This window comes from Arthrobacter sp. 2YAF22_2 (assembly GCF_052114645.1).
Taxonomy (GTDB): domain Bacteria; phylum Actinomycetota; class Actinomycetes; order Actinomycetales; family Micrococcaceae; genus Arthrobacter.
Map to the genome: position 1 here is coordinate 1 of NZ_JBFRFD010000227.1, position 5,619 is coordinate 5,619.

Here is a 5,619-nt window from a genome sequence, read left to right on the forward strand (position 1 = left end):
GGCCCGGCCATGCCGGGCCATGCACCGCACTTTCACCGGATTGAACAAGGAGAACAACCATGGCTGGCCTGACACTTACCAAAGGCAGTAACCTCTCGCTCACCAAGGCCGACCCGGGGCTGAACAAGGTTCTGGTCGGCCTGGGCTGGGACCCCCGCACCACCACCGGTGATGCCTTCGACCTGGACGCCTCGGCGCTCCTGCTCGGCGCCGACGGCAAAGTCCGCAGCTCGGCGGACTTCATTTTCTACAACCAGCCGGCGGCTGCCGACGGCTCGGTCGTCCACAAGGGCGACAACCGCTCCGGCGAGGGCGACGGCGACGACGAAATGATCGCCGTCGAACTCTCCGCCGTTGGTGCGGATGTTGAGCGGATCGTTTTCGTGGTTTCGATCGACCAGGCGGAAGCCCGCCGGCAGAACTTCGGCCAGGTGCGCGCCGCCTACTGCCGGGTGGTCAACTCGGAGAACGACACCGAGGTGGTCCGCTACGACCTGAGCGAGGACGCGGCGCCGGAAACCTGCATGATCTTCTCGGAGCTGTACCGGCACAACGGCGAGTGGAAGTTCAAGGCTGTCGGCCAGGGCTACGCAACCGGCCTCGCCGGCGTCGCCGGGGACTTCGGCGTCCAGCTCGGCTAAGCACCCCAGACCATAGAAAGAGAGACGGACCCATGAGTATGCAACTGACACCGCCGGAGGCGGCGGCATCGACGCCGCTGGTACTGAACGCGCCGGAAACCGTCGACATCGTCAAGGTCGACGACGCCCCCGGCATGGTTCCGGTGCCGGCCGAACGCCAGCAGGAGATCAACGCCCAGGCCCGCGCCTTCATCAGCGAGGTGTCGGCGATGAGCCCGTTCAGCCCCGAGTACTCCAGCAAGATCGACGGCATCAACCGGCTGGGCGGTCAGCAACTGGTGGCCTCCGCCAACACCTCCAGCCGGCTGCTCGAGCGGTCATCGACGTCGCTGGCCGGTGCGAAGAAGTCCGGCAGCAGCGCCCAGGTGCAGGTTGCCTCAACGCTGGGTGAGCTCCGCTCGACGGTCGAGGACCTGACGCCGAACAACGCTGACTTGGGCGTCGGCCGGAAAATCCTGGGGATCATCCCGGGCGGCAACAAGCTCGCGAAGTATTTCCAGCGATACGAGAGTGCGCAGACCCAGCTGGACAAGATCATCAAGTCCCTGATGGCTGGCCAGGACGCGCTGCTCAAGGACAACGCCTCGCTCGCGCAGGAAAAGACCCAGCTGTGGGAGACCATGCAGGGACTGAGCGAATATGCGGTGTTCGCCAAGGCCCTGGACACTGCAACGGCCAGCAGGATCGACGAGATGAAGATGCAAGGCCAGATCGAAGAGGCGGGCAAGCTCGACTCGGACGTGCTGTATCCGATCCGCCAGCGCCATCAGGACATCCTGACCCAGCTGGCCGTCTCGGTGCAGGGCTACCTGGCGATCGACATGATCCGCAAAAACAACACCGAACTGATCAAGGGCGTCGAGCGGGCGCGCACCACTACGATCTCCGCGCTGCGTACCGCCGTGATTGTGGCACAGGCCCTGGCCAACCAGAAAATGGTGCTGGACCAGATCGACGCCATCAACACGACGACGAACAACATGATCCTCAAGACCTCCGAGATGCTTAAGGATCAGACCGCGCGGATCCACCAGCAGGCGGCGAGTTCCGGGGTCAGCGTCGAAACGCTGCAGAAGGCTTTCGACAACGTCTTCCAGACCATGGACGCCATCGACACCTTCCGGTCCCAGGCCAACAAGAGCATGGAAGGCACCGTGCATGCTCTCGAAACCGGACTGGAACGGGCCCGCCCGTACCTGGATCGGGTGCGTCAGCAGGAAGGGAATTAGCAGCCATCGCCCCTGAGAATTAGGCTTACGGGCTATGGTCGCAAAATTCTTTGGCGCGTTGTTCGGCAGCGGAGCAGTTCCCGGCTCCGCTGCCGTATCTGACGCCGAATCCCGCTCCACCGCCGGGCCAGCCGCCGATGAGCTGACAGTCACCGGCACCGCGCTCGAGGAGCTGAGGCGGATGGCGCTGGGGCGCGGCTCAGAGCTGCCGACCGTCGTCGTCTCGCAGCTGTTGCAGGTGGTTGACGTCCTGCGCGCCCTGATCGGTTACATCGGCCGGTCCGGGGCGTCAACGGAGCAGCGCGTCCYGTTGAACGCCGTCGTTACCGACTACCTGCCGTCTCCGTTGCGCGCCTACCTGATGCTGGCCGCCGAGTCGCGGCACGAGGAGTCGGCCGAGACGAGGGGGCTGCTGGAGCAGCTCGAGACGCTCTATTCGACTGTGAAGAACCTGGACAACCAGGTCCGCACGGGGGCCGTCACGGAACTGGCGGTGCACGGCCAGTTCCTACGGGACAAATTCGATATTGATGGTCTTCATTTGGAAGGACGCTAGTGGCTTCTATGGTTGCGGGCAGCAATGCCGCCCTCACTGCCGAGAACCCCGGGCTGGAAAAGGTGCTGCTGGGGATCGGCTGGGACATGGTCCCCAGCCGCGGTCCGCAGGCCGAACTGGTTCCGATGGTGATCATGTGCGGAAAGGACGGCCGCGCCCTGTCGGATGACCATCTCGTCTTCTTCAACCAGATCGCGAGCCCGGACAGCAGCATTGCCTTCGCCGGAACCGAGGATCAGGAACAGATTGACGTCGACCTCAACAGGGTGCCCGAGTCGGTCGCCAAGATCGCCGTCCTGCTCTACGTGGATCCGGATGTCCGGGGATCCGGCACCTTCGCCGCGGTCAAGAACGCGTACCTGCGGGTAGCGAACGAGCAGAACCGCGAGCTCCTGCGCTTCAGCGTTGCCCTGGGCAACCTGGACAAGATCAACGCCATGATTCTCGGCGAGTTGTACCGGCACGCCGGCGGTTGGAAGTTCCGTGCCCTCGGCCAGGGCTACGAGGCCGGGCTCGCGGCCGTCGCCGCCGACTTCCAGTTGAAGCTCTGAGCATGGCATTGAATCGAAGCTCCGCGCGGACAGATATCGGCTACCTCAGCCGGCGCCGAAAGCCGGTTCGGCAGCCGGAGCCCTCGCCGCCGTCGTCGGAGCCTGCCGCCCGGACGCACGACGTCGGGGCCGGCCGGCCGGCTTCCACGGGACTCACCCTGGGCCCGGTGCCCACGCAGTCGGTGGCCACCAGGGCCGCCGCCGGGACCCGGCCCGCCGCCGGCGCGGCGGCCCCACAAGCGGCACAGCGCCCAGCCCCGGGGGTCTCGGACCGGCTCTTCCCGGCCCCGGACTTCGGTAGCGTGCGGGAGCTGGGGTCGGCGAACCCGGTGGTGCGCCTGAATGCGAGGCAATCCGCGATTGGCTCGCTGCTGGTGGCAGGGCTCCGCTCCGTGGCGTGGGAGGACCAGAAGCTCACCACGGGAGCCCAGCACGCCGACGGGCTTCACGCCGGCACTTCGGTGAGCACCCCCGGGAACAGGCCCCTGGCCGGCCTCCAGGACGGTTCAGGCATTGTCGCCCTGCGTCACATCCGGCTCCTGCGCCGGGCGCTGTTCGTCGCCGGGGAGACGCCGTTGACGGTCGCGGTCTTCGACGGCGCCGCTGCAGCGGTCGCCGCCCGGAACGATGCCGGGCTGCGGAGCGTTCTGTATGTCGTGCGGATCGGCGCGGTGCTGGAGCTGCGCACGGAGTTCGTCCCGGCCGATGCCCCCGATGCCGCCATCTGGGCCTGGTTCGGTTTCACGATGACCATTCCGCTAGACCAACGGGTGCTCCTGCGCTAGGCCGGGGAAGCCAGCGCAACGAACACCTGCAGCTATCAATTTTGGGGGACAATGCAGCACTTCGAAGCCTTGGCCGAACCTGTCAAGGACCGACTATTTCACCTGCGTCCCGAACCGCTTCACCGCACCTCGGACGCCGGTCTGTTGGCCGTGGCGTTGGGGGCTACGCTGTACTCGCCCGCCACACGACGCGGGCTGGCAGCAGGAATCCGGAAACAAACGGGGGCCGGGTGCTTGAGCACCGTCATCTGCCTTGAAGACGCCGTTCCCGACGAGGAAGTGGCCGCCGCGGAGGAGAACCTGCTCGCTGCGCTGGCCGAGCTGTCCCTGGACCATCCGGATGATCTCCCGCTGATCTTCATCCGGTGCCGCACCCCCGCTCAACTGCTGGATGTAGGACGCCGGGCCGGTGCCGCGCTCGGCGTCGTCTACGGCTTCGTCCTGCCCAAGTTCGAGAACGAAACCGGGCGTGGCCGCGAATTCCTGGCGGCACTGCGGCTGTTGAATGACGAGACCGGCCGCGGCGCGGCATCGACGGAACCTGCGCTCAAGGCCATGCCAATCATCGAGGACCTTTCGACAACCCATCTGGAGTCGCGGGTCCGGGTGCTGACGGACAATCTAGCCCTCGTCGAAGAGTTCCGCGAGCTGGTGCTGTGCGTCCGGATCGGCGCCACGGACATGTCCAGTGCGTTCGGCCTGCGGCGTTCCCGCGACTTGACCATCTACAACGTCAAGGTCGTCGCAAACATCATCGGCGACGTCGTGAACATCTTCGGCCGCCCGAATGACGGCTGGGTCATCTCCGGCCCTGTCTGGGAACACTTCGTCAACACCGAGCGGGTGCTGCGCCCGCAGTTGCGGTCCACGCCGTTCGAAGCCGCCAACGGGGGCCAGCTCCGCCAGCGCATCCTGATGGACAACCTGGACGGCCTGATCCGGGAGATCGAGCTGGATCTGGCCAATGGCCTGCTGGGCAAGACGGTCATCCATCCCAGCCACGTGCCCGTGGTGCACTCCATGTGCGTGGTGAGCCACGAGGAATACCTCGATGCGCTGGACATCGCCGGCAGCGCCGGGGGCGGCGCCAAGGCCTCGGCCTACGGGAACAAGATGAACGAGGCGAAGCCGCACCGGGCGTGGGCCGAGCGCACCCTGCTGCGCGCACGGGCCTTCGGCGTGGCCAGGCCCGGCGTGAACTTTGTTGAACTTCTGGAAGCGAGCATGCGGTGAACGAGCTCCACACGGTCGCCCGCTGGAGCGGAGGGTACGTGCGCGACGCCCTCGGCGTGGACGTCGTCCCGGACCCCGGGCGCAGCGTGCTGCCGGTAAAAGCCCTCGTGGGACTCGCGCTGCGGCGCAATCCCAAACGGGCCCACCTGCTGGTCTCCAGGGTCCTCGCCAAGCACGTCCCCACCGAACCCGGGATCGCGACGGCGGCTGGCCGGCTGCTGGGACTCCTGGTCCGTCGGGAACTGCAGGATGCCGCCGGGTCCGAAGGTGGCGCGGCCGCCCGATCCGTGACCGCTGCATCGTTGACCGCCGATATCGACGAGGCAGCGGAGCGGCTGGGGCGGCTGCTCGAAGGTGAAGCCCACCCGACCGGTGAAACGAACCAGGACCAGGAAAAACGCCAGGCCCGGATGACCGCCGTCGCCGCCCTGGGCGAGCTGCTCACCCGGCAGCAGACAGAGCTTCCCGGCGTCGCGACCATCGGCTATGCGGAGACCGCCACCGGGCTGGGCCAGTTGGTGGCCGGGCAACTAGGCACTTATTACATCCGGTCCTGACCGACGGCCAGCGCAACCGCATCGCACTGATGACCATCGTGCGCCGCGAAGTCGCCCGCATCATGCG

At 66.5% G+C, this 5,619-nt stretch carries 7 protein-coding genes; all 7 read left to right on the forward strand.

Going from position 1 to position 5,619, the window contains the following annotated elements; all coding sequences use genetic code 11:
• Window positions 1-59 precede the first annotated feature (59 nt).
• From AB4Y86_RS10650 to AB4Y86_RS10680, 7 genes are read left to right on the forward strand one after another with little or no spacing between them, the layout of a single operon-like run.
• Complete coding sequence (locus AB4Y86_RS10650) at window positions 60-641, forward strand: TerD family protein (protein WP_441402205.1); 582 nt, start codon at window positions 60-62, stop codon at window positions 639-641.
• Between the two features lie 32 nt (window positions 642-673).
• The gene (locus AB4Y86_RS10655) at window positions 674-1,870 is read left to right on the forward strand and encodes a toxic anion resistance protein (protein WP_441402206.1); all 1,197 of its coding nucleotides are present in this window, start codon (window positions 674-676) and stop codon (window positions 1,868-1,870) included.
• A gap of 34 nt (window positions 1,871-1,904) precedes the next feature.
• Entirely contained in the window at window positions 1,905-2,426 is a 522-nt protein-coding gene (locus AB4Y86_RS10660; RefSeq protein WP_441402207.1) for a hypothetical protein, read from the forward strand.
• An 8-nt stretch (window positions 2,427-2,434) separates the two neighbouring features.
• On the forward strand, window positions 2,435-2,977 hold the full coding sequence (locus AB4Y86_RS10665) for a TerD family protein (protein WP_441402211.1): 543 nt from the start codon (window positions 2,435-2,437) through the stop codon (window positions 2,975-2,977).
• Window positions 2,978-2,979: 2 nt separating this feature from the next.
• Window positions 2,980-3,762: a hypothetical protein gene (locus tag AB4Y86_RS10670; protein WP_441402208.1), complete on the forward strand. Its 783-nt coding sequence runs from the start codon at window positions 2,980-2,982 to the stop codon at window positions 3,760-3,762.
• Window positions 3,763-3,813: 51 nt separating this feature from the next.
• On the forward strand, window positions 3,814-4,995 hold the full coding sequence (locus tag AB4Y86_RS10675; protein WP_441402209.1) for an HpcH/HpaI aldolase/citrate lyase family protein: 1,182 nt from the start codon (window positions 3,814-3,816) through the stop codon (window positions 4,993-4,995).
• Window positions 4,992-5,552 (forward strand): phosphoribosyltransferase domain-containing protein, encoded by a 561-nt coding sequence (locus AB4Y86_RS10680; RefSeq protein ID WP_441402210.1) that lies wholly within the window; start codon window positions 4,992-4,994, stop codon window positions 5,550-5,552. Before AB4Y86_RS10675 ends, AB4Y86_RS10680 begins: the two co-directional genes overlap by 4 nt.
• The last annotated feature ends 67 nt before the right edge of the window (window positions 5,553-5,619 follow it).

What these genes read in the sequence shown, in the direction of transcription:
- AB4Y86_RS10655 (WP_441402206.1), top strand. Translation starts at nt 674, where the DNA reads ATGAGTATGCAACTGACACCGCCGGAGGCGGCGGCATCGACGCCGCTG.
- AB4Y86_RS10675 (WP_441402209.1), top strand. Translation starts at nt 3,814, where the DNA reads ATGCAGCACTTCGAAGCCTTGGCCGAACCTGTCAAGGACCGACTATTT.
- AB4Y86_RS10670 (WP_441402208.1), top strand. Translation starts at nt 2,980, where the DNA reads ATGGCATTGAATCGAAGCTCCGCGCGGACAGATATCGGCTACCTCAGC.
- AB4Y86_RS10650 (WP_441402205.1), top strand. Translation starts at nt 60, where the DNA reads ATGGCTGGCCTGACACTTACCAAAGGCAGTAACCTCTCGCTCACCAAG.
- AB4Y86_RS10665 (WP_441402211.1), top strand. Translation starts at nt 2,435, where the DNA reads ATGGTTGCGGGCAGCAATGCCGCCCTCACTGCCGAGAACCCCGGGCTG.